Here is a 25456-nt window from a genome sequence, read left to right as displayed (position 1 = left end):
GGCGGGCCGGCGTCATGCACCCGACGCCAGCGCCCGCTCCAGAATGTCGAAGCGACCCGGTACCAGGGCATCCTCGACGGCGGTGATACGCAGCACGTGGCCGAGGTCCGGGTGCGCGGGGCGGGCGATCAGGCGGCCGGCCTCGAGCAGCTCCTGGTTCAGCCGTCCGGCCAGTTCCGCACTCGAGAAGCGCAGGGCGATGAAGTTGGTGGCGCTCGGCAGCACCTCGGCGCCCAGTTGGTGAAAATGCTGGGCGAGGCGTTCCCGGCGCGCCTTCACTTCACGAATGTGCGCCTCCACTTCGGCGTGGCGGTCGAGCACGGTTTCGGCGATGACCTGGGTGAGGCTGGATACCGCATAGTGGATCCGCACCTTCATCATCATTGCCAGGGTTTCCGGCTCGGCGATGGCGTAGCCGATGCGCATTCCGGCAAGCCCGTGGGCCTTGGACAGCGTACGCAGACGGATCACGCCGGGCAGTGCTTCGCGGCTGAACGGCGAGTCGGCATCGTCGCGGAAGTCGTGGTAGGCCTCGTCGAGCAGCAGCCAGCAATCCTCGGGCAGCTCAGCGCGCAGGCGGCGGATCTCGTCGTCGCCGTGCAGATGCCCGCTGGGGTTGTCCGGGTTGGCGACGTAGACCAGTCGGGCCCGGTGCTCATGGGCCGCAGCCAGCAGCGCCTCGAGGTCGGGGGTGAGCAGGCCGGGCGCCTCGCGATAGGGCCGCTCCACCAGATGACAGTTCTGTCCGCGAGCGAAATAGCCGAAGGTGGGGTAGGTACCACTGGCGCTGACCACCGGGCAACCGGGTTCCGCTACGGTGCGCAGGGCCAGGGCGATCAGACTGTCGGCGCCGGCATCGACCAGGGTGTGTTCCAGCGGCAGCCCGTAGAGCGAGGCGAGCCGCTGGCGTACGCCCAGCGCTTCCGCGTCGCCGTAGCAGTAGACATGCTCCGTCATGGCATCGCCGAAGCGTTCGCGCAGCGCCCGATGGGGCATGTCGAGGCCCTCGTTGGAGCCCAGGCGGTGGGGGATCTCGCGGCCAATACGCCGTTCCAGCACCTTGATGCCGGGAAAGGGGTTGCTGGGGCCGGAGCCTTTGAGGTGATCGGGAAAGCGGGGCATGCTGCACTCCATATACGCGTTGACGAAAGATCGTTGCAGAAGCCTGGGGCTGGCTCAAGTCGCGGGCCAGCGTGGGGTCATGACACTGGCTACGGCCGCAAGTATCAGGCCAAGCGCCACCAGAAGCCTCGGTGTGAGTGCCTCGCCGAGCAGCATCACGGCACTGAGGACGCCGACCACCGGGATGAGCAACGTGCTGATGGTGGACTGCGCCACGCTGAGACGGTTGACGTTGCGAAACCACAGCATCTGGGCCAGGCAAATGGCGAAGACCAAGTGGTAGCCCAGTCCGAACCAAGTCGAAACCTGCCAGGCGGCCGGCGTGCCCGGTGACTCGAACAGCGACGCCAGCACGATCATGGGTAGGGCGCAGAGAGCGAATTGCCAGCCGGTGATGACCACTGCATGGCCCTGCCAGGTGCCGCGGCGCTTGGTCAGCACGGTGCCGAGTGCCCACGATAGCGCGGCGCCCAGCACGAATGCCGGCCCGGCAAGGCCTGCCAGGCCGGCGTGCCAGGCAGCCGGTCCGAGCAGTACCAGCAGTCCGGTCTGGCCAAGCCCGAGTCCCAGCCATTGGCGCGGCGATACCCGCTCGCCGAGCAGGCCGATAGCCAGCAGCAGGGCCCAGCACGGCATGGTGAAGGCAATGATGGCCGCCTGGGACGTGGGCATGTGCAGCTGACCGAAGGCAGTCCCGACGTTGAATCCCAGGATGGTGAAGCCGCCGGTCACGGCCAGCCACAGTCGCTCGCCTGGCGCGATGGCCAGCGGCCAGCCTTTCAGCCATGCCCAGCCCAGCAGCATCACGGCGCCGGTGACGAAGCCGATGGCGCGCAGAGTGAAGGGCGGGATGTCCATCAGGCTGAAGCGCACGGCCGGCCAGTTGCCGCCCCAGAACAGACCGATGGCCAGGATCAACAGCAGGGTCGTACCGGTGTGGTGCAGCGGCACGCTTGCCTGCGGACTGGGCTGAGAGGGCATGACCCGCTCACTCCTCGGGTGCCAGGATCTTGTGACGATTGAGCAATCCCTTCGGGTCCAGCGCCTGCTTCAGCGTGCGCATCAGGGCAATCTCACCGGGGTTGCGGGAGAGCGGCAGGTAGTCGCGTTTCTCCAGACCGATACCGTGCTCGGCGGAGATCGAGCCGCCCAGCTCGGCCAGCGGGCCGTAGACGATCTGCTCCACCTCGCGGCGGGTCTGGGGATCGCCGCTGCCGGCCCCCACCGACACGTGCAGGTTGCCGTCGCCGAGATGGCCGAATATCACCATGCGCCCCTTGGGCCAGCGTTCGCTGATCCTGCGCTCGAGCGTATCGGCGTAGTCGGCCATGTCGGGAATGGGCAGGCTGACGTCGAAGGTGAACAGCGGGGAGAGGTGGTCGATCAGCCCCTCGATGTCCTCGCGGATATCCCAAATGCCCTGGCGCTGGGCGTCGGATTGGGCGAGCACGGCGTCCTCGATCAGGCCGGCTTCGAGGGCCGACTCCAGTGCCGCGCTGAACTGCGCGATATTGGCCGCGTCGTCGCTGCCCAGCGACTCGACGATGGCATAGAAGGGCCAGCGTGCCGGCAGGGGCGGCGTGTTGCGGCCGCTCTCCTCGGTGAGCAGCGCGTAGTGGTTGCGCCACATCACCTCGAAAGTGCCCAGGCTGCCGCCCAGCGCGCGCCCCAGGTGCCTGAGCAGACCGGTCACGCCCTCGAAGTCGGGGCAGGCCACCAGCGCGGTACGCTCGCTGGTCATTCTCGGCTGCAGCCGTAGCACGGCGCGGGTGACGATACCCAAGGTGCCCTCGCTGCCGATGAACAGCTGCTTGAGGTCGTAGCCGGCGTTGTTCTTCAGCATGCGATTCATCGAGCTGACCACGCTGCCGTCGGCCAGCACCGCTTCGAGCCCCAGCACCTGCTGGCGCATCATGCCGTAGCGAATGACCCGTACGCCGCCGGCATTGGTGGCGATGTTGCCGCCGATGGTGCAGGAGCCCCGCGCGCCGAGGTCGAGTGCGAACTGCAGGTCGTGCTCGGCAGCGGCCTCCTGCACGGTTTGAAGCGCGATACCGGCCTGAACCGTCATGCTGCCGCCGATGGGGTCGATCGCCTCGATGGCGGTCATGCGCTCCAGCGAAATGGCAAGCTCGTCCGGGCTCGCCTCGCCGCCATGTACCAGGCCGGTGAGGCCGCCATGGGTCACCACCGGTTGAGCGACGGCGTGGCACAGGCGCATCACCTGGGCCAGCTCGTCGGTGTTGGCCGGCCGGACGATGGCGCCGGCGCGACAGCTCGCCCCGCTCATCCAGTCGACCCGGCGCTGGGCGACGTCATCGCCGGTCAGCACGTTGCCCTCGCCAACGATGGCGACGATTCTCTCCAACAGCGACTGCATCTGCTTCATCCTTCTCGATCGTTGCGGGGCATCAGGCCATGGCGGCTTCGTGCGCACGGCCGGGTATGGCGTCCAGCAGCTGCTTGGTATAGGCCTCCCGTGGCCTGAGGAACACCTCCTGGGCGGTACCTTGCTCGACGATGCGGCCGTGCTGCATGACGATGATGGAGTCGCAGATCTGTGCAGCCACCCGCAGATCATGGGTGATGAACAGCAGCGAGAGCGACAGCTTCTGCTTCAACTCCTCCAGCAGTTCGAGCACCTGGGCCTGGATCGACACGTCGAGGGCCGACACCGCCTCGTCGGCTACGATCAGCTCCGGGTTGAGCGCCAGGGCACGGGCGATGCCGATGCGCTGGCGCTGGCCGCCGGAGAACTCGTGGGGGTAGCGATCTACCGCCACGGCGCCGAGGCCGACCAGCTCCAGCAGCTCCTCGGCTTGCTGCATTGCCTGCCGGCGCGCTACGCCATTGGCCATGGGGCCCTGGGCGATGGCGTAGCCGGCCCGGTGGCGCGGATTGAGCGAGGCGTAGGGATCCTGGAAGATCATCTGTACCCGGCGCCGCTCCCGGCGCAGTTCGTCTCCCTTCAAGGCCGAGAAATCGGTTCCGCTGAGGCTCAGCGAGCCGCTGTCGGGCCGTTCCAGGCGCACCACGCAGCGGCCCAGGGTCGACTTGCCCGAACCGGACTCGCCGACGATTCCGACTGTCTCACCCGGTGCCAGGGTGAAGGAGACGTCGTCCAGGGCGCGCACCTCGCGGGCCGGCTTGAACAGGCCGCCGCGTGAGCGGAACACCTTGTTGAGGTTGCGCACCTCCAGCAGCGGCGCGGGCCGCTCCTGAGCGACGGCGTCCGGAATGATGTTGCTGGGAATCGCCTCGAGCAGGGCGCGAGTATACTCGTGGCGAGGATTTTCGAGCACCTCCTGGGCCGTGCCGAGCTCGACGACCCGACCGTAGCGCATCACGCAGACACGGGTGGCCACCTCGGCCACCACGCCGAAGTCGTGGGTGATGAACATTACCGCCATGCCGCGGCGCTGCTGCAGGTCACGGATCAATTCCAGGATCTGCGCCTGGGTGGTGACGTCCAGCGCGGTGGTTGGCTCGTCGGCGATCAGCAACTCCGGCTCCAGCGCCAGTGCCATGGCGATCATCACCCGCTGGCGCTGCCCGCCGGAGAGCTGGAACGGGTAGGCGCGGATCGCCTTGTCCGGTTCGGGGATGCCGACCTCCTCGAGCAGCGCCAGTGCTCTCTGCTGGCGCTCCTTCGAAGTGAACTTGCCATGCGCTTCGAACACCTCGGCGATCTGGGCGCCGACCCGCATCAGCGGGTTCAGTGCGGTCATCGGTTCCTGAAAGATCATGCCGATGCGCAGTCCGCGCAGTTTGCGATGCTGCTTTTCCGTCAGTGCCAGCAGGTCCTGACCGTCGAACAGGACCTCACCGGTGGTGGCGCGAACGCCCTTGGGCAGCAAACCCATCACCGCGTTGGCCGCCATCGACTTGCCTGAGCCGGACTCGCCGACCACGCACATGATCTCGCCGCGGGCCACGTCGTAGCTGACCTCCTCCACCGCGTAGTCGCGATCGGCGCCCTTGGGCAGGGCGAGGGTCAGGCCGCGAATGCTCAATACCGGAGCGTTGTCGTTCATGTCGTTCTCCTAGGAGCGTTCGCGGGCGAGCTTGGGGTTCAAGGCATCATCCAGCCCCTCGCCGACCAGGTTGAGCGCCAGCACCGTAAGCAGGATCGCCAGGCCGGGGAAGAAGCTCAGCCACCAGGCTTGCCGGATCACCGTGCGGGCGGCACCGATCATGTAGCCCCAGGACATCACGTTGGGGTCACCCAGGCCGAGGAAGGAGAGGGCCGACTCCAGCAGGATGGCGGTGGCTACCATCAGCGAGGCCAGCACGATGATCGGCGACAGGGTGTTGGGCAGGATCTGACGCAGGATGATGGTGCGGTTGGTCTGGCCGACCAGGCGAGCGGCCTCCACGTATTCGCGGTGGCGCAGCGACATGAACTCGGCGCGCACCAGGCGTGCCACCGGCGGCCAGCTGACGATGGCGATGGCCAGTACGATGGAGGTCACGCTGGGCTGCATGATCGCCACCAGCACGATGGCCAGGGCGAAGTTCGGGATGGTCTGGAAGAACTCGGTGAAGCGCATCAGGGCGTCGTCGATCAAGCCGCCGTAATAACCGGCGATGGCGCCCAGTGGCACGCCGATGAGCAGCGCTACCGAGGTCGAGACCAGGCCGATCAGCAGCGAGACCCAGGCGCCGTGCATCAGTCCGGCGGCCACGTCGCGGCCCATGGTGTCGGTGCCGAGCCAGAAGCCATCCACCTCCATGGGGGCGAGGAAGGGTCGCTGCACCATACGCCAGGGCGACTCGGGATAGAGGAAGGGGGCCAGCATCGCCATCGCAATGATGGCCAGCAGGATGAACAGGCCGACCAGAGCGCCGCGGTTCTGGGCAAAGCGGGCGAAGAAGCTCATGAGGCCTCCTTGATGCGCGGATCCGCCAGGCGATAGACCAGATCGGTGATGATGTTGAAGACGATGACCAGTGCGGCGGAGAAGAAGAAGATGCCCAGCAGCAGGTTGTAGTCGCGCTGCTGCAGCGCCTCGAACATCAGCCGGCCGATGCCGGGCCAGGCGAACACCGTCTCGGTCAGGATGGCGCCGCCCACCATCTGGCCCGCCTGCAGGCCGGCCAGGGTGATGATCGGCAGCAGGGCGTTGCGCAGGATGTGGCGTCGCTGGATCACGCCCGGGGCGAGCCCCTTGGCGCGGGCAGTCTTGACGTAGTCCTGCTGGCTTGCCTCGAGCATCGAGGCGCGGGTCATGCGGGTGTAGATGGCCATGAAGAACAGCGCCAGGGTGGTGGCGGGCAGGATCAGATGCTTGGCCACGTCAAGCACCAGGGCAAAGCCGGTGTGTCCAGCGCCCACCGTGTACATGCCGTAGGCCGGCAGCCAGCCGAGGAAGACCGAGAACAGCACCACTGCCATCAGTGCCACCCAGAACAGCGGCGTGGCGTAGAACAGCAGGGCCAGGGCCATGATGATGGAGCCGGAAGGCTTCTTGACCCGGGCCGCGGCCATGGAGCCGGCCACGATGCCCAGCGCCAGCGACAGTACGAAGGCGGTGCCGGTGAGCAGCAGGGTGGCCGGCAGGCGGGCGAGAATCAGGTCGAGCACCGGCATGCCCTGGCGATACGACCAGCCGAAATCGAGCATGGCGATACCCGAGACGTAGCGCCACAGCTGGACGTAGATCGGCTGATCGAGGCCGAAGCGTTCACGCAGCTGACGCAGGAACTCCTCGTCGGTGGCGCCAGCCTCGCCGGCCAGGATGGCGGCGGGGTCGCCCGGTGCCATCTGAATCAGGAAGAAATTGAAGATCACGATCAGGAACAGGACGACGACGGCCTTGAGCAGCCGCATCACGATCAGTCGAGCGTAGAGCATACAACCGGCCTCTTGCGTGACGGTGGTAAGGGGCGGCTATACCGCCGCCCCGTCAGGGCGAACGTCGACTCAGCGGTCGAGCCAGGCGTCCCTGAAGCCGTCGTTGACCCCCACACCGGAGGTGACCAGGTTCTGGACGTCGCAGCGGTAGATGGTCGGGAAGCCGAGCTCCAGCAGCCAGCCTACCGGTACGTCCTCGTGGATGATCTCCTGGGCTTCGCGATAGAGGGCTTCGCGCTCCTCGTCGGGGAAGGCCGTGGCCGCCTCGTCGAACAGCTCGTCGACCCGCTCGTTCTCGTAGCCGCCGACGTTGTTCCACGGGGAACCGCGCTCGATGTTGTCGGAGAGGTAGGAGCGGGTGATGCCCAGTGCCGGATCGCCGTACTGGAAGAGGAAGGTGAAGGCGAGGTCGTAGTCCCACTCTGAGAGGCGCTGGTTCCAGCCACCCACGTCGGTGGACTGGGTGCGCACGTTGATGCCCACTTCGCGCAGGTTCTGCTGCACGGCCTCGGCCCAGCGGGTCCAGGTTTCGCCGTAGGGCAGCGGCAACAGGCGTACCTCCTCGTTGTCGTAGCCCATCTCCTCGAGCAGCTCGCGGGCGCGATCCGGATCGTGGTCGTAGGGATCGAGGCCGTCGTGGCGGAAGCGCGCATTGGAGCCGAAGGAGGAGAGCGGCACCTCGCCGAGGCCGTTCCACAGCACGTCGCGGGCGAACTCACGGTCCATGGCATACATCACCGCCTGGCGGAAACGCTTGTCTGCCGTGGGCCCTTCGCGGTTGTTCATCCACAGCATGGCGAAGGGGCTGAAGTACTCATGGCCCTCCTCCGTCACGCAGGTGTTGTCCATGGCGGTCAGGCGCGGGATGTCGAAGTTCTCCACGGTGCCGTTGGGCAGCACGTCGACGGTGCCGTTCTCGTAGGCCACGGCGCGGGAGGCGCCATCCGGGATGACATGCCAGTTGATGCCGTCCAGGTAGGGCAGGTCTTCCTCGTAGTAGTCGTCGAAGCGTACCAGCTCGATGACGGTGCCGCGGTCCCAGTTCTCGAACTTGAACGGGCCGGTGCCGATGGGATGGCTATTGTGCTCATTGTCGCGGAAGTCAGTGCCCTCGTAGAGATGCTTGGGCACCATGGTGAAGGTGCCGGCCTCGAAGGAGAGCAGGAAGGGGCCGAAGGGTTCGGAGAGAGTGAAGACCACGGTGTGATCGTCCTCCGCCTCGATGCTTTCCACGTGCTGCAGCACGGCGCGGGCGCTGGGGTTCAGCTCGCGGTGGAATTCATCGGCGGAGAACACCACGTCGGCGGCGGTGAAGGGCTCGCCGTCATGCCACAGCACGCCCTCGCGCAGGTGGAAGGTGTAGACCAGACCGTCGTCGCTCACTTCCCAGGATTCGGCCAGCTGAGGTTGCGGTTCCAGGTCGGTGGTGTAGCGCAGCAACCCTTCATAGATGTTGCCGGCGACCTTGCGGGTGGGGTCGTTCTGGATCATGCCGAGCACCAAGCCGGGTGGCTCGGGCTGGATGATGGTGTTGATGGTGCCCCCGGAGCGGGGTTCATCGGCAAAGGCAGAAGTGAAGGCCAGGGCGGCAACGGCCGCGGCCAGAGGGGTCAGTCTCATCATCGAATTCCTTCTTGTTGTCTCGGGTGTTTGTTGTGCTTCTTCCCTCTGATGATAGGTAGTGACTATCAGCCCTTTTGACCATAGCAGTGACATTTGAAACTGTCGACAGTCGTCAATCGACGGTCGACAGGTCGTGTCAATCGTCTTACTGTAGCTACAAAAGCGACAAGAGCCAGGTGCATGACCCCTTCGAGTGCTTTCGGTAGCGGTGCGATCATCCAGCAGCGCAATCTGGTGGAGCAGGTCGCCGACTACCTGACCCAGGCCATCATCAGTCAGCGTTATGCGCCCGGTGAGCGGCTTTCGGAAGTTCAGTTGGCTCGCGACCTCGGGGTGAGCCGAGCCCCCGTGCGTGAAGCGGCGCGGCTGCTGGAGAGCCGCGGGCTGCTGGTCTCCCAGCCTCGCCGTGGGTTCTTCGTGCGGGCGCTGGATGCCAGTGAGCTGATCGATGTCTTCGATCTTCGCCTCTGCCTCGAGCGGCATGCGATGGCGCGCCTGGTCGAAAGCTACGATGCACAGAAGGAACAGGCGCTGCGCCGTCAGGTCGAGCTGATGTGCGAGGTGGCGTTGCAGGACAGCGATAGCCGCAAGATCGAGGAGGACCTTGTCTTCCATCGCATGCTGATCGACTTCTCGGGCAATCGACGGCTGCTCAAGGCTTTCGACGACATCACTCACGAGCTGCGTCTCTGCATTGCCCTGATCGGCAAGACCCATGCCGAACCCGACACCATCGCCACCTGCCACTGGGAATTGCTGGATGCGCTGGCCAGCGGCGATCCGCGGCGTTGCCACGAGGCTATCGACTACCACATTGGCGTGGCGCGGGATTACGTGGTGAAGGGCATCGGCGAGTCTGCCTGAGTCACTCGCGCAGTATGGTGAACGGCGACCACTGCTGACACAGCGGCGTGACTTCCAGCCGGGTGATGTTCACGTGGGGTGGCAGTTCCGCGATGTGCAGCGCCTGAGCGGCCACGTCGGCGGGTTGCAGGGCGTGGGTGCCGGCGTAATAGCGGTCGGCGGCATCGCGATCGCCTTTCATGCGCACTTCGGTGAATTCGCTCATGGTCATGCCCGGTGCCAGATCGGTGACGCGCACGCCGGCGGCACTGACGTCGCAGCGCAGGTTGTAGCTGAACTGCTCGACGAAGGCCTTGGATGCACCGTAGACATGGCCGCCGGGGTAAGGGGTGTGAGCGGCAATGGAGCCGATGTTGATGACGCTCGCTCCTGCACCGTGAGCCACCAGTCGTGGCAGCAACAGCCGTGTGACCGTGACCAAGCCCTTGATGTTGGTCTCGATCATGGCGTGCCAGTCGTTGAGATCGGCTTCCTGGGACGGCCCCTTGCCCAGTGCCAGGCCGGCGTTGTTGAGCAGCACTCTGGGACGTTCGAAGGGAGGTGGAAGCGAGTCGACGACCTGCTGAACGGCATCGCGGTCGGTGACGTCCAGCACGGCGGTGTGAACCGGTACCTGGGCGAGACGCTGCTGCAGGGCGTCCAGGCGCTCTTGCCGGCGACCGGTGAGGACGAGCCCCCAGCCGGCATTGGCGAAGGCCTCGGCGCAGGCCCGGCCGATGCCCGAGGTGGCGCCGGTGATGAAAGCGATGGGCGTGGTTTCGTGCATGGTGAATGCTCCAGGAACGATACTTCCATTGAGATGCTGCCTGGCGCTGCATGATATTAGCCATTGGTCGCAGTTTATCCGCGGGGCAGCCGGAAAATGCCGCTGGGCGGGCGTTCCAGAGGCATCGCGATGCACGAAGCCTCCCTTCATCAAAGCCGATTTGAGCGCAGCCTGAGCATGTTTCAAGATCAGGACATCGTCATCACGATAACCAACATAACGATAACGATCAGGAGAGCACCTCATGCGCAAGTCCTTGCTTGCCACGCTGGCCACGCTCGGCATGCTGAGCGCCCCGCTCGCACTTGCCAGCACCATCGAAATCCAGGTCAACAACACCATGAGCGAGGGCGGCTCCGAAAGCGCCGCCGTGGAGCGTTTCGCCGAATATCTCGAAGAGCAGGCGCCGGGCCGTTTCAACGTTCGGCCTTTCCTCGCCGGCTCGCTGGGCAGTGAGGATGGGATCCTCGAGCTGCTCAACCTGGGGCAGACCCAAATCTCCATCACCGGCGGCAACTGGCGCCAGCAGTATGCGCCGGAGTACGACGCCATCACCGTGCCGTTCCTCTTCTCCACCTGGGAGGAGGTCGACGCCTACATGGAGAGCCCCTCCGGCCAGCGCCTGGTGGAGATCGCCGAAGAGAAGGGCGGTCTCAAGTACTTCGGTACCCAGCATCGCGGCCCGCGTCACATGACCGCCAACAAGGCGATCCATACCCCCGAAGACCTGCAAGGGTTCCGTCTGCGTCTGCCGTCGCTGCCGGTCTGGCTGCAGGTCTGGGAGGGGATTGGTGCCCAGGTGGTCAACGTGCCGGCACCCGAGATCTATCTGGCCATGCAGACCCGCCAGGTGGACGGTCACGAGAACTCGCTGTCCTCCCCCTATACCCGCCGCCTGTGGGAAGTGCAGGATCACATCATCCTCACCAGCCACGTGCAGTTCCCATGGAACTGGGTGGCCAGTTCGCGCTGGTGGAGCGGCCTCGATGAAGAGGATCAGGCGCTCATCACCGAGGCCATCCATGTCGCGCGGCAGCACGGCACCGAGGTGGAGCGGGAGCTGGACGAGTACTACCTCGAAGAACTCGAGAAGGCCGGCATGACCATCGTCGAGCCGGATATCGAAGCCTTTCGCGAGGCTGCCATGCCCTCCATCGAGCGCGTCATGGCCGACATGGCCGACGGCGTGCTGGAGGATGCCACGGGCGGGAACGGCAACGACTGATTGCCATGCACGCCAAGTGACCCTCAGCGGCGGCCTTCGGGGCGCCGCTGATGTTTTCCGTCTGGAGGATCGCTGTCTTGACGTTTTCATCAACGCCGCCACGGGGCGCCCTGGATCGGGTTGCCTTCTATCTGCTCAAAGGCGTCACGCTGATCTGTGATTTTCTCGGCGTACTGATGCTGGCCGGTGTGCTGCTGCTGATCGTGTCGGCTGTCATCGCCCGGGACTTCATCGGCCTGGGCATGCCCTGGACCGAAGAGGTCGCCTCGATACTGGCCATCTATGCGGTGGCCTTCGGCTCGCTGTCTGCCTGGGTGCGCTTCGAGCATCTGGTGGTGGATCTGTTCAGCCATCGTCTCGGTGATGTGGCGCGTGCGCTGCAGTACCGCCTGGTGGCGCTGCTGTCGTGTGGATTCTTCGTACTGGCGGCTTACGGGGCGCTGACGATGTCGGTAGCCAGTGCCAACAATCGCACCGTGTCGCTGGGGATCAGCTTCAGCTACCTCTATTACGGCATATTCATCGCCTTTGCCGGCATGGCCGTGCTGGCGCTGTGGCAGACGCTGCGGGGGCCGGTGGCCTGGCAGACCGAGCTGCAGGCCGAGCGGGAGACGAACTGATGCAGGAACTGATGGTTTTCGTCGGCGGTCTGCTGCTGCTCATGGCCATCGGCTTGCCGGTGGTGGTGGCCATCGGCATCACCTCCTTCATCGCCCTAGCGGTGACCGGCACCGGCGGCCTGCCGGTGGAGCTGATGTCGCTGCGCATGGTGCAGACGCTCAACAATTTCACCCTGCTGGCCATTCCGCTGTTCATTCTGGCTGCCAACATCATGAACACGGGCTCGACCACCACGCGGATCTTCGATTTCGCCACGGCGCTGGTGGGCTTCACCAAGGGCGGCCTGGGTCATGCCAACGTGGTGGCCAGCTCGATCTTCGCCACCATGTCCGGCACCGCGGTAGCCGACGCCGCCGGCCTCGGCAGCATCGAGATCAAGGCCATGAAGGAGCGCGGCTACGACCTCGGCTACTCGGCCGGTATCACTGCGGCTTCGAGTGTCATCGGGCCCATTCTGCCGCCGAGTATCGCGCTGGTAGTCTACGGCTGGCTGGCCAACGTCAGTATCGGCGCGCTGTTCATGGCTGGGCTGGTGCCCGGTATTCTCATGGCTCTGCTGTTCATGGGCATGACCGTGGTGCTGGGGGCGGGTAAGCGCGTGACCATGCCGCCGCCGGTGCCGTTCGATGGTAAGGAGGTGCTGCGCACCGGCAGACGCGCCGTGCTGCCGCTGTTCATGCCGGCCATCATCGTGGGCGGGATCTGGACCGGGCTGTTCACGCCTACCGAGGCGGGGGCGGTGGCCTCGGTCTATGCGCTCATTCTCGGCGGGCTGGTCTATCGCGATCTCTCCTTGCGCGATCTGTTCCAGGCTTTCCGCCGCACGCTGATGTTCAGCGCCGCGATCCTGCTGATCATCGCCGTATCGAGCTTCTACGGCTGGATCCTGGTGCGCATCGGCATTCCTCAGGCGCTGGCCGGTCAGGTCGCCGCCATCGACATGCCGACGATCCTGCTGCTGCTGGCCTTCGCGCTGTTCTTCCTGTTGATCGGCTGCTTCATGTCGGTGATCGAGAGCATCCTGATCTTCACACCGATCGTGGTGCCGGCTGCCCTGGCCGCTGGGCTCGATCCGATTCACTTCGGCATCGTCATGGTCATCACCCTGTCGGTGGGGGTCATCACTCCGCCATTCGGCACGGTGCTGTTTCTGATGGTGGGTATCACCCGGCTGCGCTATGCGCAGATCGTCATCTCGATCCTGCCGTTCCTGATCCCGATCCTGCTGACGATTCTCATCCTGATCGCGCTGCCGACGCTGACGACCTGGCTGCCGCGCACGATGGGCTATTGAAGGCGGCGGCAGCCTCGAACGGAACGCCCGAGGCTGCCGCCGGTCTGAAGCGATACCATCGCAGGGGATCCGCCATGCTCGACACCATTCAGCGCTTCTTCCAGCAAACCCTGGCCGAGCCCGAGCGCTCGGACGACCCCGCTCCGACCCTGGAGCGTGCCACCGCCGCGCTGCTGTGCGAGGTGATGCGCGCCGATTATCACACCGACGAGACCCAGCTCGCGGCGCTGCGTGAGCTGCTCATATCGCATTTTCAGCTTTCCGGTGCGGCGGTCGAGGAACTGATGGAGATGGCTCGCGACGAAGTGGAGAACTCCGTGGACCACTATCAGTTCGTCAGCCTGATCAAGCAGCACTACGACTACGACCAGCGTCGCGAGCTGGTGCGCATGATGTGGGTGCTGGCCAATGCCGACGCCAATCACAACGCTCTCGAGGAGCACCGTATCCGGCGTCTGGCCGATCTGCTTCACGTCAGCCATTCCGACTTCATCCGCACCAAATTGCAGGTTCAAGGCAAGGCGCAATAGCGACTTTCTTGATCCAGGCCGACAAGCGAGAGGTTGGCCCGCCATGCTCCGAGACGTACTGGTAGACTGGTGCGCTCGTTCCGGCAGGGGGCCGGTCGCGTCAGCGCATCGTGGAGGAGAGGCATGTCTCGTGAAACCGTCGTCCTGGGAGCCGGCATGGTCGGTGTTTCCATTGCCTGGCACCTGGCCCGTCGTGGGCGTTCGGTGCTGCTGGTGGATCGTCTCCCGCCCGGTCGCGAGACCTCCTATGGCAACGGCGGCCTGATCCAGCGCGAGGCGGTTCGCCCCTACACCTTTCCCCGCGAGCTGAGCAAGCTGCTGAGCTCGCTGCCCAACCGGCGGGTCGACATTCGCTATCGCTGGAGCGGGGTGCTGCAGTTCGCCGGGCCGCTGTTCGACTACTGGCGCTACTCGTCGCCTCGTCACTATGCACGCATCATCCCCGAGTACGCGTCGTTGATCGCGCTGTCGACCCAGGAGCATGCGCCGATGATCGAAGCCGCCGGCGCGAGGGAGCTGATCGGCAAGGAGGGCTGGCTCGAGGTGCACCGCAGCCAGACGGAGCTCGAGCGTCGGGCGCTCGAGGCCGAGGACTCTGCCCGGCGTTTCGGTGTGACTCACGATTTGCTCGATGGCCAGGGTCTGGCGCTGAAGGAGCCGGGCCTCGGCGGCGGGCTGGCCGGGGCGATTCACTGGACCAACTCCTGGAGCGTGGCCGATCCGGGTGAGCTGGTGGCCGCCTATGCCCGCAGCTTCGAGCAGTCGGGAGGAGAGTTTCTGCAGGCGGAAGTGAGGGGTGTGCGTCAGGCGGAGTCCGGCTGGCGCCTCGATACCGACCAGGGCGGTATCGATGCCCGTGATGTCGTGGTAGCCCTGGGCCCCTGGGCAGGCTCCTGGCTGAGAGATCTCGGCTACCACCTGCCGACCTTCGTCAAGCGCGGCTACCACATGCACTACGGTACGGCGGAAGGGCAGCGCATCGATCATTGGCTGGCCGATGCCGACATCGGCTACATCCTGGCGCCCATGCGGGCCGGTATCAGGCTGACCACCGGGGCCGAGCTGGCGCCGCTGGATGCGCCATCTTCCCACGATCAGCTGGCCGCGGCCGAGTGTAAGGCGCGGGAGCTCTTCCCCGGCTTGGGTGAGCGGCTGGAGGCACAGCCGTGGAAGGGTGCGCGCCCTTGTCTGCCGGACATGAAGCCGGTGATCGGGCCGGCACCGCGCCATGCGGGGCTGTGGTTCGCCTTCGGCCACGGGCACCAGGGCTTCACCATGGGACCGGCCACGGGGCGTGTACTGAGCGAAATGATGGAAGGTGAGCCGACGGCGGTGGATATGGCGCCGTTTCGCGCCGAGCGCTTTTGAGTGTCCTGGGCCAGGCGCCTACGGCTTGGCCCGATTGCGGCGACGGCGGAACAGATGGTGCACGAACTTGATCACCAGGGTCATGACGTAGACCACCCAGCCGGCGGTGGCGAGTACGTTGAACAGCAGCATCTTCTGTTCGCCGCTCATGGGCGCGAGCATGTTCTCGATGAAAACGCCGAAAAGCAATGCCAGGGCCATGGGCAAGGCCAGGATGTGCATCCACATCTCGGTGCGGCGCTTGCGCACGTGGTAGCGGCTCAGGTGGATCCGAAACGGTCGATGCACGGAGCTGACCAGAATCATGGCGCCGAGGGCGAGCAGGGCGGCAAGCGTCGGTTCGACACTCCCAATCTGCGCCGAGATACTGATCGACCAGAAGAACACGATCCACATCAGACCGGCCAGAATGGCGACGATATCGGCGTAGTGGCGAACCCGAGGCATTGGCGGCGACTCTCACGGCGAAAAACGGCGTCGATGATACGGCAAAACGGCGTCTGTTGCTGCCGCGAAAGCGATTTTCTCGATAGCTCCAGCGGGCGGGTGGTACGCGAGCGGTACGCCATTTTGGTCGGGCCTTCCGGTATACTCTGGCATCGACACTCATGTTGAACGACAGGACGCCCCGTGACCGCTATTACCCTGACCCGACCCGATGACTGGCATCTCCACCTGCGCGACGGCGAGGCGCTAGCAGCCGTGGTGCCCGCCACTGCGCGTCAGATGGGGCGGGCGATCATCATGCCCAATCTCAAGCCGCCGGTCACCACCACCGAGCAGGCGCAAGGCTATCGCGAGAGAATTCTGGCGGCTCGCCCCACGGGTTCCACCTTCGAGCCGCTAATGACGCTCTACCTCACCGACAATACCCCGGCGGAAGAGATCGAGCGGGCCGTGGCAAGCGGTCTGGTGCATGCAGTGAAGCTCTATCCCGCCGGAGCGACGACCAACTCCGACTCGGGCGTCACCGATCTGGCGCACTGCGATGCCGCCATCGGCGCCATGGCACGCCTCGGCTTGCCGCTGCTGGTGCATGGCGAAGTCACCGATGCCGAGATCGACATCTTCGACCGCGAAGCGGTGTTCATCGAGCGGGTGATGAAGCCGCTGCTCGAGCGTCATCCGGATCTCAATGTGGTATTCGAGCACATCACCACCGCCGATGCCGCCGAGTTCGTCGCTCAGGCTCCGGCCAACGTGGGTGCGACCATCACCGCTCACCACCTGCTGTTCAACCGCAACCACATGCTCGTGGGCGGCATTCGCCCGCACTACTACTGCTTGCCGATCCTCAAGCGCGAGCGCCATCGCGAGGCGTTGCTGGCGGCCGCCACCTCGGGCAGCGGCAAGTTCTTCCTCGGCACCGACAGCGCGCCCCACGCTCAGGGCGACAAGGAGTCGGCCTGCGGATGTGCCGGCGCCTATACCGCACCGGCGGCCATCGAGCTCTACGCAGCTGCCTTCGAGCAGGCCGGTGCTCTGGACCGGCTGGAGGGCTTCGCCAGCCACTTCGGGCCGGACTTCTACGGCCTGCCGCGCAACGCCGACACTATTACCCTGGTACGGGAGGAGTGGACGCTGCCCGACTCGCTGCCCTATGCCAACGGTCAGCGCATCGTGCCGCTCAAGGCGGGGGAAACGCTGATGTGGAAGCTGCGCGACTGACCGCTCGAGCGGAAGCGAGACGGCCGCCTTCGGGCGGCCGTTCTGCATTTGGTGATGGGTATCATGTTCGATGACATTCCTGCGGCGAAGCCGTGACGGCTAGTCTATCGTGTGAGTTGAGTACAGGGAGTACTCTCTCATCGCTACTTACGTTCCATCTGAGTGCCTGAGGCTTGGCCGCAGGGTGCCCGTAGGTATGCGTCGAGAACGATCCAGGATGACAAGGTCGACTCATAAGCAGGTTCGCAAGGGGCTTCGCAGCCTGCTCGAGTTTGCGTTGCTGCTGACCTTCGCCAGGGAGAGGATTCCGGTCGTATATTTCGACAAACGGCTGAACGTCGGAGATGCGATCACGCCTTACCTGGTACGGCGGCTCACCGGTAAGGATGCCTACCGCGTTCACTCGAACGTGGGCGCGCATCTGTTGGGTGTGGGAAGCATCCTTCACCAGGCGAAAAGTCGGAGTCTGGTGTGGGGTAGCGGTGTCATCGACCCGCGGTGGCTACCAGGACGAGAGGCTCTCGAGCATGCCCGCTTCCTGGCGCTCAGGGGTCGGCTTACCCAACAGCTGTTGGCTGCCAATGGCGCGGATGTCTCAAGAGCGATACTGGGCGATCCTGCTCTCCTCATGCCTCTGTTCTACCAGCCTGTGCGTTGCGATCGGCACTACCGTGTCGGGCTGGTGCCTCACTATATCGATCTGGATAACCCCGTGGTCCGCTATATGGCGGGTCTGCCCGACGTCAAGTTGATCGACGTGGGGCAGCAGCCTGAGCCGTTCATTGATGCCCTCGCCGAATGCGATGCGATCGTTTCTTCCTCGCTGCATGGGTTGATTCTTGCCGATTGCTACCGAATTCCCAATCGTTGGGTGCGGTTCTCCGATGCCCTGATCGGTGGCGAGTTCAAGTTTCGCGACTATTACAGTACGACGGACGCTCCCGATACCGTCGTCTTGACGCTAAGGGGGCGGGCTGAGGCCGACGATTGCATGGCGGCGTTGCCTGCACGGGGTGGGGTGGCGAAGTATCTGAATGAACCGGAGCGGTTGGTCGCCAGTTTTCCCTTCGACGAATTCAAGTGACGGTCATGGACATGCGCGAGCCGACCATCAGCATCATCGTCCCGGCCTACAACGTGGCCTCCTATATAGAGGCCGCGCTTGAGAGCCTGGCCAGCCAGACGTTACCGCCCCACGAGGTCATCATCGTTGACGATGGCAGCGAGGATGACACCTGGGAGCGTCTACGTGCATTTCCTCATCCCTATCGCGTCGAGCTGATAGCGACGGTCAACCAGGGGCAGGGTAGGGCCCGAAACCTTGGGATTGCCAGTGCGTCGGGCGATTACGTCTACTTCTTCGATGCCGATGACCTGCTGGAATCCGATTTCATCGAGCAGATGCATGCCCTCATCACATCCACCCACTACCCGGACATCATCTTCTTTTCGGGAGCTGCGTTCTTCGACGAAGGGGCGAAAGGGCTGGGTTTGGTGCGCTCCTACCGCCGCGGGTTCGAAGGCGAGTACACCAGTGCGGCTGACCTCCTGGCGGCGTTCGAACGGCATGGCGGCGGCTCCTGCAGCCCTTGTCTCTATCTGAGCAAGCGCATGCTGTGGGGGGATCGATTGGGCTTCAAGGCTTACTATCACGAGGATGAACAGGTCTTCTATCCCCTGATCTTTTCAGCCAGACGTCATGTGGTGACCGATCGTGTATTGTTCCGGCGCAGAATCCGTCATAACTCCACCATGACGATGGCCAAGTGCATGAAGCACGTGAAGGGCCTGCATGGCCTGCTCGGGTCGCTGTTGGAGCTTTATCGCGACCCCGCCTATCGCAGTTGCCGGCGTCATATCCGCAAGCGTGCTCTGCAGTATACCGGTCAGTACATGGGCGTATGCCGCAAGGTGCGGGCACCCTATGATCTCTCGCTTCTGCTGGCGCTGATGCTAGGATTCAGAAACCGCAGCATGTGCTTGAAAATCGTCTTTCATGCGCTCAGCGATTCGCTGCGTATCGCGATCAAGCGTCTGATGGGCCGGGGCAAGGTGTGTAGCCACTGAGGCAGGACGGCTTTGCTGGGGGCGCTGGGGAGCGGTGCGTTGGCAGGCAGGGAGCGGTCATGGTCTCGGCCATTGCCGCTCCCCTGTTTTTTCAGGCGAAGCCTGATGCCTAGCTGGCGGCGAGTTCGATGTCGGGTTGCGGCTCGGTCTTGCCCAGACGCAGGACCATGCGCTCCACCATGCGTGCCGAGTGCGCGGCAGCTTGCTCCAGGAACTGCTCGAACGAGAGGTGATTGTCGCCGCCGCCGGGGATGTCGGACAGCGCGCGGATGACCACGAACGGACAACTGTAGAGGTGGCAGGTCTGAGCGATGGCGGCGGCTTCCATCTCGGCCGCCAGCATGGTGGGGAAGCGTGTGCGGGTCTTGGTGACCAGCTCCGGGCAGGCCATGAAGACGTCGCCGGTAGCGATCAGGCCTTCCACCACCTTGACCTCGCCCAGCTCCTCGATGCACTCCCGGGCGAGCGTGACCAGACGGGCATCGGGCAGGTAGGCGGCGGGCATCTGCGGCACCTGGCCATGCTCGTAGCCGAACGCCACGGCATCCACATCGTGATGTCGCACCTCGCTGGATACCACGATGTCGCCGATCTCCAGCCCTTCACCGAAGCCGCCGGCCGAACCGGTGTTGATGATCGCTTCGGGCTGGTAGACGTCGAGCAGCAGGGTAGTACCGATGGCGGCATTGACCTTGCCGATGCCCGACTGCAGGATGACCACATCGACACCGTGCAGCTTGCCGTGATGGAAGGTGCAGCCCACATGGGTGCGGGTACGGCGGCCTTCCAGTTGCGAAGCCAGGTAGTCGACCTCCTGGGCCATGGCGCCGATGATACCGATGCGTTTCATCTCGAGTCGCTTGCTCCGCTAAGGCGGCCGGGCCGCCGTGTCGTGAGTAGGTATGTTCTGAGGAGGGGCGTATTCTAGCGGAGCGACGCTAGGTTGTCAGGTTCTGGCTGTCAGATCCTGATTGTCAGGTTCAGGCTGCCAAGTTCTATCAGAGCGTGGCGGATTCCTGTTCCATGGCATCGTGGCGCTCCGCGGCGTAGAGGGTGTTCTCCAGCAGCGAAGCGACGGTCATCGGGCCCACGCCACCCGGTACCGGCGTGATCCAGGCAGCGCGCTCGGCGGCCGAGGTGAATTCCACGTCGCCGACCAGTCTGCCGTCCTCCTCGCGGTTGATGCCCACATCGATGACGATGGCGCCGTCGCGTACCCACTCTCCCTTGACCAGGCCCGGCTTGCCGACCGCCACCACCAGCAGCTCAGCGCGACGCACATGCTCTTCGAGGTTGCGGGTGAAGCGGTGGCACACGGTAGTGGTGCAGCCGGCCAGCATGAGTTCCAGTGCCATGGGGCGGCCGACGATGTTGGAGGCACCGACCACGGTGGCGTCCATGCCGCGCACCTTGAGGCCGCTGGCCTGCAGCAAGGTCATGATGCCCTTGGGGGTGCAGGGGCGGAGTACCGGCAAACGCTGCGCCAGACGTCCCAGGTTGTAGGGGTGGAACCCATCGACGTCCTTGTGCGGCAGGATACGCTCGAGGATCGGGCGCGCGTCGAGGTGGGCCGGCAGAGGCAGCTGCAGCAGGATGCCGTCGATGCGCGGGTCGGCGTTGAGCTCGTCGATCAGCCGCTCGAGGCTCTGCTGGCTGGTATCGCTGGGCAGAGTGTGCCGAAAGGAGAGAATGCCGGCCTGCTCGCAGGCGCGGTGCTTGTTGCTGACGTAGACGTGGGAAGCCGGGTCTTCGCCCACCAGAACCACGGCGAGGCCCGGTATGCGCTTGCCCTCGGTGCGGCGCGTTTCGACCTGGCGTGCAACTTGCTCGCGGACCTGAGCGGCTATGGCCTTGCCGTCGATGAGTTGGGCGGTCATCGTTTCTCCCCTGTGGTGAATGAGTGAGCGGCGCTGCCAATGCCGACCGTAAGTTCTCGAAGGGGGCCGATTTTCGCATGCCGCGCCGTCCAGGCAAAGCGCAAAAGCCTCGCTGCTTCAGATAGCTATTGACCGCGAAGGATTCTCGCGTAGAATACGCAGCGCTCGACGAGGCCTGGTTGTTGGCTGTCGAGGGCCGTGCGAAGGCCGGCGGGGTGTAGCGCAGTCTGGTAGCGCGCCTGCTTTGGGAGCAGGATGTCGGGGGTTCGAATCCCTCCACCCCGACCACAACCTTTTGTTTACGCTGAGGAAATGGCGAATCAGGGTTGCGGTCAGACGCCATGGATCGTAGAATGCGCCCATAGCTCAACCGGATAGAGCAACGGCCTTCTAAGCCGTAGGTTGCAGGTTCGAGTCCTGCTGGGCGTGCCAATGCTGTTGCCCGCGGCGGGTCTCCGGTTCGAGTGGTGTGGTAGCGAGTGATGTAGTAGGTAGTAGTGTCGATATGGTGGATGTAGCTCAGTGGTAGAGCCCCGGATTGTGGCTCCGGTGGTCGTGGGTTCGATCCCCATCATCCACCCCAATCGACTCTTGTGACGCCTCATCTCTGCAATGGTGGATGTAGCTCAGTGGTAGAGCCCCGGATTGTGGCTCCGGTGGTCGTGGGTTCGATCCCCATCATCCACCCCATTGCACCTCTGTTATACTTTTCTGTACCTTTCCTTTCCTCTATCTTTTTTCGTTGCCGCGAGTCTTTCATTGCCGCTGGTGGCGCTGTCATCATGTTCGCTCTCTTGAGTGGATGCTCGTCGGGCACTGGTTGTCGAAGACCTGGTTGTCAAAGACAGGGTGGTCATGGCTTGCCGAGGCCGGGTTACAATGCCCGCATAATGAAGTGCCGGACGAAATGCCTTGCAAAACGCCCTTGTAAAGCGCCCGTCGCGCCCCAACCAATGGGTGTAATGCTTGCCAGCGTAGGGCGGGATTCTTAGAATCTCTCTTTTACATTCATGCTTCCCAAGAACGCCCCTAGTGGTAGAGGACCATTCATGCAAGTTTCCGTCGAAACGACCTCCCAGATCGAGCGCCGTGTCACGTTCCAGGTGCCGGCCGCCGAGGTCGACGAGGCCGTCGAGGCCCGCCTCAAGGACACGGCGAAGAACATTCGTCTCAATGGCTTCCGCAAGGGCCGGGTGCCCATGGCCGTGGTGCGTCAGCGTTACGGTCGCGGCGTGCGCGACGAGGTCGTGGGCGAGCTGATGCGTGAGCGCTATGTGCGTGCGATCACCGAGCAGAACCTCAACCCGGCGGGCTTCCCGAGCATCGAGCCCAAGGTCGACGAGACCGGCAAGGACCTGGAGTTCGTGGCCTCCCTCGAGGTCTACCCCGAAATCGAGCTGGCCTCGATCGAAGGTACCGAGGTCGAGCGTCCGCAGGTCGAAGTCAGCGATGCCGATCTCGAGGAGATGGTCGAGACTCTGCGCAAGCAGAATGCATCCTGGGAAGAGGTCGAGCGTGCCGCCGAGCAGGGCGATCAGGTCAAGATCGACTTCAAGGGCTTCCTGGGCGACGAGCCGTTCGAAGGCGGCAGCGCTGAAGGTCACGACCTGGTGCTGGGCTCCGGCAACTTCATTCCCGGCTTCGAGGACCAGCTCGTCGGCGCCAAGGCAGGTGAAGAGAAGGAGATCAAGGTCACCTTCCCCGAGGACTACCAGGCCGAGCATCTGGCCGGTCAGGAAGCCACCTTCAAGGTCAAGGTGCACGCGGTGAAGGGCCAGGCCCTGCCGGAAGTCGACGAAGAGTTCATCAAGCGCTTCGGCGTCGAGGATGGCAACGTCGAGAAGTTCCGTGAAGAGGTCAAGAAGAACATGGCGCGCGAGGCCAAGCAGGCCGTCGACAATCGCGTCAAGCAGCAGGTGCTCGGGGCGCTGAAGAAGGCCAACGACATTCCGGTGCCGCAGTCCCTGGTCCAGCAGGAAACTGATGCGCTCAAGCGCCAGGCGGCCCAGCAGTTCGGCCTGGGCGAAGACTTCGACGTGTCCCAGCTGCCCAACGAGCTGTTCTCCGAGCAGGCCAAGAGCCGCGTTCAGATCGGCCTGCTGCTGGCCGAGGTGATCAAGGCCAACGAGCTCGACGCCAGCGACGACGAAATTCGCGCCAAGGTCGAGGAGCTCGCTGAGCAGTACCAGGATCCGCAGCAGGTCGTTGACTACTACATGGGCAACGATCAACTCAAGACCCAGGTCAAGTCGGCTATCCTTGAGGAGAAAGCCGTCGACAAGCTGCTGGAGCAAGCGACCGTCAAGGACGTTGAGATGAGCTACCAGCAGGCTCTCGCAGCCGCTCAGCAGGGCGAGCAGGCCGAAGAGGGCGCAGATGAGGAAGGCGAGGAAGAGGCCAAGAGCTGATTCGGCGTCACGCCCCTCGACCTGCCGGCCGCGAGAGTGCGGCCGGCAGGTGCAGTCGCTTCCATTCATCGGATGCAAGGACATCACACTGATGAGCAACGAGTTCGAGACCCGGAACGCCGGCGGCCTGGTGCCGATGGTGGTTGAGCAGAGCGCACGCGGCGAGCGGGCCTACGACATCTACTCCAGGCTGTTGAAGGAGCGGGTGATCTTTCTGGTGGGGCCGGTGGAAGACCACATGGCCAACCTGATCGTGGCGCAGCTGCTGTTCCTCGAGTCCGAGAATCCGGACAAGGACATCCATCTCTACATCAACTCGCCGGGCGGCGCCGTGACGGCCGGGATGGCGATCTACGACACCATGCAGTTCATCAAGCCCGATGTCTCCACGGTCTGCATCGGTCAGGCAGCCAGTATGGGGGCGCTGCTGTTGGCTGGCGGCGCCTCAGGCAAGCGTTATTCACTGCCCCACTCGCGCATGATGATCCACCAGCCGCTGGGCGGTTATCAGGGGCAGGCGGCCGATATCGAGATCCATACCCGCGAGATCCTGGGCATCCGTGACAAGCTCAACCGTATCCTGGCGCATCACACCGGGCAGGATATCGAGACGATTGCCCGCGACACCGATCGTGACAACTTCATGAGCGGCACTCAGGCAACGGAGTACGGTCTCATAGATGCCGTACTGGATAAGCGGCCCACATCCTGATAGCGTGAATTCAGACACGCTTCATATACGTGATTAGCGGCGGCCGGTCGGGCCGCCGAAGTGACAGAGGTACGCGAATGGCCGACGGCAAAGGCAAGGACGAAGGCGGCAAGCTGCTTTACTGCTCGTTCTGTGGCAAGAATCAGAACGAGGTGCGCAAGCTGATTGCAGGCCCGTCCGTCTATATCTGCGACGAGTGTGTCGACCTGTGCAACGACATCATTCGCGAGGAAGTTCTCGATGCCGATGCCGAGAGCGATGAGGAGCGCCTGCCCGTTCCCCGCGAGATTCGTCGCACCCTGGACGAATACGTCATCGGTCAGGACCGCGCCAAGACGGTGCTGTCCGTGGCCGTGTACAACCACTACAAGCGTCTGCGCGCCGGCATCAAGGGCGACGACGTCGAGCTCGGCAAGTCCAATATCCTGCTGATCGGTCCTACCGGCAGCGGCAAGACGCTGCTGGCCGAGACCATGGCACGTCTGCTCAACGTGCCCTTCACCATCGCCGATGCCACCACCCTCACCGAGGCGGGCTATGTCGGCGAGGATGTCGAGAACATCATCCAGAAGCTGCTGCAGAAGTGCGACTACGATGTGGAGAAGGCCCAGCGCGGCATCGTCTACATCGACGAGATCGACAAGATCTCGCGCAAGTCGGACAACCCCTCGATCACCCGCGACGTGTCGGGCGAGGGCGTGCAGCAGGCGCTGCTGAAGCTGATCGAGGGTACCACGGCTTCCGTGCCGCCGCAGGGCGGGCGCAAGCATCCACAGCAGGAGTTCCTGCAGGTGGACACCGGCAACATACTGTTCATCGTGGGGGGCGCCTTTGCCGGCCTCGACAAGGTCATTCGAGACCGCGCCGAGAAGGGCGGCATCGGCTTCAGCGCGGTGGTGAAGAGCAAGGACGAGACCAAGGGCGTGGGCGACCTGCTCGCCGACGTCGAACCGGAGGATCTGGTCAAGTTCGGCCTGATCCCCGAGTTCGTCGGTCGTCTGCCGGTGATCGCCACGCTCACCGAGCTCAACGAAGACGCGCTGATTCAGATCCTGACCGAGCCCAAGAACTCCCTGGTCAAGCAGTACGCCCGCCTGTTCGACATGGAGGGCGTGGAGCTGGAGTTCCGCGAGGACGCGCTGCGTGCGGTGGCGGCCAAGGCCATGGCGCGCAAGACCGGGGCGCGTGGCTTGCGCTCCATCCTCGAGTCGGTTCTGCTCGACACCATGTACGAGATTCCCTCCATGGAGGGGGTGACCAAGGTGGTCATCGATGCTTCGGTCATCGCCGGGGACAGCGAGCCGCTGCTGATCTATTCTCAGCAGGACCAGCGGGTGGACGGCACCGACGGCTGAGGCCGTCCGGAAGTTGCCGTCACGCCCGTGACGAAAAGGGGTCGCTCGGGCGGCCCCTTTTTCATGCAGGTCGCCCGCGCCCCCTTGCAAAGGGGGTGTGCT

Annotated in this window: 23 protein-coding genes and 4 tRNA genes; 16 read left to right on the top strand and 11 right to left on the bottom strand. The window is 64.3% G+C overall.

Going from position 1 to position 25456, the window contains the following annotated elements:
• Positions 1 to 12: 12 nt before the first annotated feature.
• The 7 genes from HOP58_RS11195 to HOP58_RS11165 all read right to left on the bottom strand — a co-directional run bounded on the left by HOP58_RS11195 (position 13) and on the right by HOP58_RS11165 (position 8596).
• The gene (locus HOP58_RS11195; RefSeq protein WP_234253964.1) at positions 13 to 1122 is read right to left on the bottom strand and encodes an aminotransferase class I/II-fold pyridoxal phosphate-dependent enzyme; all 1110 of its coding nucleotides are present in this window, start codon (positions 1120 to 1122) and stop codon (positions 13 to 15) included.
• A gap of 54 nt (positions 1123 to 1176) precedes the next feature.
• Positions 1177 to 2103: a DMT family transporter gene (locus HOP58_RS11190; RefSeq protein WP_010628458.1), complete on the bottom strand. Its 927-nt coding sequence runs from the start codon at positions 2101 to 2103 to the stop codon at positions 1177 to 1179.
• Positions 2104 to 2110: 7 nt separating this feature from the next.
• Positions 2111 to 3502: an FAD-binding oxidoreductase gene (locus HOP58_RS11185; protein ID WP_234260300.1), complete on the bottom strand. Its 1392-nt coding sequence runs from the start codon at positions 3500 to 3502 to the stop codon at positions 2111 to 2113.
• Between the two features lie 31 nt (positions 3503 to 3533).
• The gene (locus HOP58_RS11180) at positions 3534 to 5156 is read right to left on the bottom strand and encodes an ABC transporter ATP-binding protein (RefSeq protein WP_234260299.1); all 1623 of its coding nucleotides are present in this window, start codon (positions 5154 to 5156) and stop codon (positions 3534 to 3536) included.
• Between the two features lie 9 nt (positions 5157 to 5165).
• Complete coding sequence (locus HOP58_RS11175; protein ID WP_010628461.1) at positions 5166 to 6002, bottom strand: ABC transporter permease; 837 nt, start codon at positions 6000 to 6002, stop codon at positions 5166 to 5168.
• A complete protein-coding gene (locus tag HOP58_RS11170; protein WP_010628462.1) occupies positions 5999 to 6976 on the bottom strand; it encodes an ABC transporter permease in 978 nt (325 codons plus the stop codon). Before HOP58_RS11170 ends, HOP58_RS11175 begins: the two co-directional genes overlap by 4 nt.
• Positions 6977 to 7045: 69 nt before the next feature.
• Positions 7046 to 8596, bottom strand: a complete 1551-nt coding sequence (locus HOP58_RS11165; protein WP_010628463.1) for an ABC transporter substrate-binding protein — start codon at positions 8594 to 8596, stop codon at positions 7046 to 7048.
• A gap of 183 nt (positions 8597 to 8779) precedes the next feature.
• Here HOP58_RS11165 and HOP58_RS11160 point away from each other — a divergent pair, with 183 nt between their 5' ends.
• Positions 8780 to 9463 carry a GntR family transcriptional regulator gene (locus HOP58_RS11160; protein WP_010628464.1) on the top strand — a complete coding sequence of 228 codons (684 nt, stop codon included), beginning with the start codon at positions 8780 to 8782 and terminating at the stop codon, positions 9461 to 9463.
• 1 nt (position 9464) lies between these two features.
• On the opposite strand, the gene HOP58_RS11155 is transcribed toward HOP58_RS11160, so the two are convergent.
• On the bottom strand, positions 9465 to 10229 hold the full coding sequence (locus HOP58_RS11155) for an SDR family NAD(P)-dependent oxidoreductase (RefSeq protein WP_010628465.1): 765 nt from the start codon (positions 10227 to 10229) through the stop codon (positions 9465 to 9467).
• A 244-nt stretch (positions 10230 to 10473) separates the two neighbouring features.
• Between HOP58_RS11155 and HOP58_RS11150 the strand changes: the two genes are divergently transcribed.
• From HOP58_RS11150 to HOP58_RS11130, 5 genes are all read left to right on the top strand, one after another.
• Complete coding sequence (locus HOP58_RS11150) at positions 10474 to 11454, top strand: TRAP transporter substrate-binding protein (protein ID WP_234260298.1); 981 nt, start codon at positions 10474 to 10476, stop codon at positions 11452 to 11454.
• 77 nt (positions 11455 to 11531) lie between these two features.
• Entirely contained in the window at positions 11532 to 12074 is a 543-nt protein-coding gene (locus HOP58_RS11145) for a TRAP transporter small permease subunit (protein WP_010628467.1), read from the top strand.
• Complete coding sequence (locus HOP58_RS11140) at positions 12074 to 13369, top strand: TRAP transporter large permease (RefSeq protein ID WP_010628468.1); 1296 nt, start codon at positions 12074 to 12076, stop codon at positions 13367 to 13369. The genes HOP58_RS11145 and HOP58_RS11140 overlap by 1 nt, the downstream gene beginning before the upstream one ends.
• Before the next feature lie 74 nt (positions 13370 to 13443).
• The gene (locus HOP58_RS11135) at positions 13444 to 13899 is read left to right on the top strand and encodes a TerB family tellurite resistance protein (RefSeq protein WP_010628469.1); all 456 of its coding nucleotides are present in this window, start codon (positions 13444 to 13446) and stop codon (positions 13897 to 13899) included.
• A gap of 123 nt (positions 13900 to 14022) precedes the next feature.
• Positions 14023 to 15267 (top strand): FAD-binding oxidoreductase, encoded by a 1245-nt coding sequence (locus tag HOP58_RS11130; RefSeq protein ID WP_010628470.1) that lies wholly within the window; start codon positions 14023 to 14025, stop codon positions 15265 to 15267.
• A gap of 18 nt (positions 15268 to 15285) precedes the next feature.
• On the opposite strand, the gene HOP58_RS11125 is transcribed toward HOP58_RS11130, so the two are convergent.
• Complete coding sequence (locus HOP58_RS11125; RefSeq protein ID WP_010628471.1) at positions 15286 to 15714, bottom strand: hypothetical protein; 429 nt, start codon at positions 15712 to 15714, stop codon at positions 15286 to 15288.
• A 183-nt stretch (positions 15715 to 15897) separates the two neighbouring features.
• Between HOP58_RS11125 and pyrC the strand changes: the two genes are divergently transcribed.
• The 3 genes from pyrC to HOP58_RS11110 all read left to right on the top strand — a co-directional run bounded on the left by pyrC (position 15898) and on the right by HOP58_RS11110 (position 19002).
• The gene (gene pyrC, locus HOP58_RS11120; protein ID WP_010628472.1) at positions 15898 to 16935 is read left to right on the top strand and encodes a dihydroorotase; all 1038 of its coding nucleotides are present in this window, start codon (positions 15898 to 15900) and stop codon (positions 16933 to 16935) included.
• A gap of 217 nt (positions 16936 to 17152) precedes the next feature.
• The gene (locus tag HOP58_RS11115) at positions 17153 to 18019 is read left to right on the top strand and encodes a polysaccharide pyruvyl transferase family protein (RefSeq protein WP_010628473.1); all 867 of its coding nucleotides are present in this window, start codon (positions 17153 to 17155) and stop codon (positions 18017 to 18019) included.
• Between the two features lie 5 nt (positions 18020 to 18024).
• A complete protein-coding gene (locus HOP58_RS11110) occupies positions 18025 to 19002 on the top strand; it encodes a glycosyltransferase family A protein (RefSeq protein WP_010628474.1) in 978 nt (325 codons plus the stop codon).
• 109 nt (positions 19003 to 19111) lie between these two features.
• Here the strand turns inward: HOP58_RS11110 and mtnN are convergent, their stop codons facing one another.
• Positions 19112 to 19852 (bottom strand): 5'-methylthioadenosine/S-adenosylhomocysteine nucleosidase, encoded by a 741-nt coding sequence (gene mtnN, locus HOP58_RS11105; protein ID WP_234260297.1) that lies wholly within the window; start codon positions 19850 to 19852, stop codon positions 19112 to 19114.
• A 148-nt stretch (positions 19853 to 20000) separates the two neighbouring features.
• Positions 20001 to 20879, bottom strand: a complete 879-nt coding sequence (folD, locus tag HOP58_RS11100; RefSeq protein ID WP_234260296.1) for a bifunctional methylenetetrahydrofolate dehydrogenase/methenyltetrahydrofolate cyclohydrolase FolD — start codon at positions 20877 to 20879, stop codon at positions 20001 to 20003.
• Positions 20880 to 21090: 211 nt separating this feature from the next.
• Between folD and HOP58_RS11095 the strand changes: the two genes are divergently transcribed.
• From HOP58_RS11095 to clpX, 7 genes are all read left to right on the top strand, one after another.
• Positions 21091 to 21167, top strand: a tRNA-Pro gene (locus tag HOP58_RS11095).
• A 67-nt stretch (positions 21168 to 21234) separates the two neighbouring features.
• Positions 21235 to 21311, top strand: a tRNA-Arg gene (locus HOP58_RS11090).
• Positions 21312 to 21387: 76 nt separating this feature from the next.
• Positions 21388 to 21462: transfer RNA gene (locus tag HOP58_RS11085), tRNA-His, on the top strand.
• A 32-nt stretch (positions 21463 to 21494) separates the two neighbouring features.
• Positions 21495 to 21569: transfer RNA gene (locus HOP58_RS11080), tRNA-His, on the top strand.
• A gap of 359 nt (positions 21570 to 21928) precedes the next feature.
• Complete coding sequence (gene tig / locus HOP58_RS11075; RefSeq protein WP_010628477.1) at positions 21929 to 23287, top strand: trigger factor; 1359 nt, start codon at positions 21929 to 21931, stop codon at positions 23285 to 23287.
• A 91-nt stretch (positions 23288 to 23378) separates the two neighbouring features.
• Positions 23379 to 23999, top strand: a complete 621-nt coding sequence (gene clpP, locus HOP58_RS11070) for an ATP-dependent Clp endopeptidase proteolytic subunit ClpP (protein WP_010628478.1) — start codon at positions 23379 to 23381, stop codon at positions 23997 to 23999.
• Positions 24000 to 24076: 77 nt separating this feature from the next.
• On the top strand, positions 24077 to 25354 hold the full coding sequence (clpX, locus tag HOP58_RS11065; RefSeq protein WP_010628479.1) for an ATP-dependent Clp protease ATP-binding subunit ClpX: 1278 nt from the start codon (positions 24077 to 24079) through the stop codon (positions 25352 to 25354).
• The last annotated feature ends 102 nt before the right edge of the window (positions 25355 to 25456 follow it).

The sequence above is a fragment of the Halomonas sp. MCCC 1A11062 genome (genome assembly GCF_021404355.1).
In the GTDB taxonomy this organism is placed as follows: Bacteria; Pseudomonadota; Gammaproteobacteria; order Pseudomonadales; family Halomonadaceae; genus Halomonas; species Halomonas aerodenitrificans.
Note: the sequence above shows the minus strand (reverse complement) of the source record. Positions and strands in the feature narration are given on the sequence as shown.